1 protein-coding gene is annotated in these 2,349 nt (G+C 47.0%); it reads right to left on the bottom strand.

Translation table 11 applies throughout. From position 1 onward, the window contains the following. Positions 1–85: 85 nt before the first annotated feature. On the bottom strand, positions 86–2,349 hold a 2,264-nt coding region (locus CUS_RS01990), incomplete at its 5' end, for a helix-turn-helix domain-containing protein (protein WP_207635689.1).

Here is a 2,349-nt window from a genome sequence, read left to right as displayed (position 1 = left end):
CGGACAGCTGTTCAGAACAGCTGTCCGTTTTTTCGTTTATATCACACTTTTTCCGAAATATGCTGTAATTCAAGTGCCAAGGCAGCTATTTGCTGCTCTTTCTGAACTCAGACGGTGACATACCGACCTTATTCTTGAACTGACGCATAAAATGAGTGGCATTCTGATAGCCGCAGGATGACGCTACCTCGCTGATACGCAGATCTGTCGTCAGCAGGAGCTGCCTTGCCATTTCGATACGAGCTTCAATGAGATCGTCGATGAAGCTGATGCCGAAATGCTCCTTGTACAGCTTCTGGACATAGCTTTTACTGATATTCAGACGCTTGGAAAGTTCGGTGAGATTCCAGTTCAGCTCGGGAGCTTTGTGAAGCTCGCGCCTTAGCTTCTTCAGCTCGCCTATACCTGTAAAACCTTTGACTTTCGGTTTATGGGCGTTCAGAACGTCCCACAGCTCAGATACGCATTTTTCGGCAGGATAGGCTACTTCTCCGCAGACATAGTAAGGCTCGGGCAAAAAATCCGCTGACGTTCCTTCCTGCATTTTTCTTATAAGCAACTCGAGCTGTATCATCATTTCTTCTGCCATCGTTTCGGGAGTTCCATTGTCAGGCAGCGAAAAAACGATAGCAAATGTCATTTTATCAAGATGTGCTGCCGTTTTATTTCGTCCCGATACAAGTCGTATCGCGTTTGCAAGCAGAAGATCGGACTGCAGGTAGATATCTGACAGATCATTTTTTTTCTTTCTGTTCGGAGCAGCTGCTAACTGTGAGACAGTGACCAGCATGATACAGTTTCTGACATTTAACTCCTTCTGACTCTCAAGATAGAGGAGAAGTCCTTTTTTACTGAGCATATCAGTCATTTTGTCATAGTGGGAGGACTCTTCGATCTTTTGCAGATATTCGGCATAGAGCTTATGCCGCAGGATGCGCATACCGTTTGCCAGTGAGGTCATATAATTGAACAGCAATAATGAAACGGTAAAATCAAGCGCACTTTCATATGTAAATCCACAGTAGCCGAACACCTGTGACGAGGTATGAAGCGACAGTACAAAAACCAGCGTCGGCTCATGTTCACCCATGAGGGCAGGAACTATATGCTTTGTCGGGAACGGACCGCCTTTCACGCCTGCGGTCCATGCGTTTTTTGACAGCGCACAAAGCATTTGTTCGGGAAATGGCTGTGTCGGACAGGCATCGGGATGTTCGGGATCGCTGTCCCAATTGGGCAGGAGGCATATATGCAGGGATTTATAGCTTTTAATTATATGAGCTGTCTGGTCGACTATATCGGTCAGCTCATCAAGTGAATCTACACTTGATGTTCTTGTTATAACATTGGCATTTACGCGCATTTCAAGCATAGCGCCGATCTCGGCATCACGCTGTATCTGTTCACGCACTTTCAGGGCAGCAGTCTGATAATCTTTCATACGCTCTACACATCCGCAGCTTGCGCCGTAAATAATGTGCATATCAGACCTCTGTGCATCAGTGGCTATACCTAAAAGCTTGTTAACGCCTGTTTTGCCAAGCTCAAACATATTTCCGCTTACGGTAGTAATGGAAGGGAAGTTGGATATGGCAGATATATGCCCGTCATAGCCCGTAACTATCACGTCGTCGGGAACGGAGATCCCGCCGCTTTGCAGAGTGTCACAAAGGGCTACTGCCATAGTATCGCTGGCACACAGCACAGCATCGGGAAGCCTGCGCTTATGCTCTATGAATTCATTTCCGAGTTCGTTTGCGCGAAATTTCCAGAAGTCTCCGTAAATGATCTCATAGCTGCAATCGTGTACGTTGGCAGAACGCAGAAATCCCGAGATGCGCTGCTCGGAATCAGATATCCCTTCGGGGCCTGCAAGGAATATCAGGTCGCGGCAGCCGTGTTTTTCGATTATATGGTCTGTAAGCTCGCATACCGCCTCAGCCTGAGGTATAGATACCGTTTCAAAGCCGAGTTTTGTTCCTCCGAGATCTATACATGGAATGGCGGCTCTCCTGATCAGCTCGGAGAGAGTTTTACGGACGGTTGCCTTGTCAAAATACTGCGATACAAGCAGTATACCGTCAAGCTCGGCGCGTTCGAGAAGAAGATAGATACTTTCCTCACCGGTCATTATTTCGTTCTGGATATGGAATTCCATTCCGTTTGTAGCGGTCGTCAGGACTATGACATCGCAGTCTGCGGCGGAGGCAGTTTTGAAGATCCCGTCGAGGAGTTCGACTTGCAGACCATCTGTTATTGAAGGGATTATCACGCCTATCCTTTTCATCGTATCACCGTCCTTTACTGTATTATACACCAAAGCGTGATGCTGTGTCAATAATAATTGTG

It is taken from the genome of Hominimerdicola alba 8 (genome assembly GCF_000178155.2).
GTDB classification, from domain to species: Bacteria; Bacillota; Clostridia; order Oscillospirales; family Ruminococcaceae; genus Hominimerdicola; species Hominimerdicola alba_C.
The sequence above is the reverse complement of the archived record's forward strand: the minus strand, read 5'-3'. Positions and strand labels throughout refer to the sequence as shown.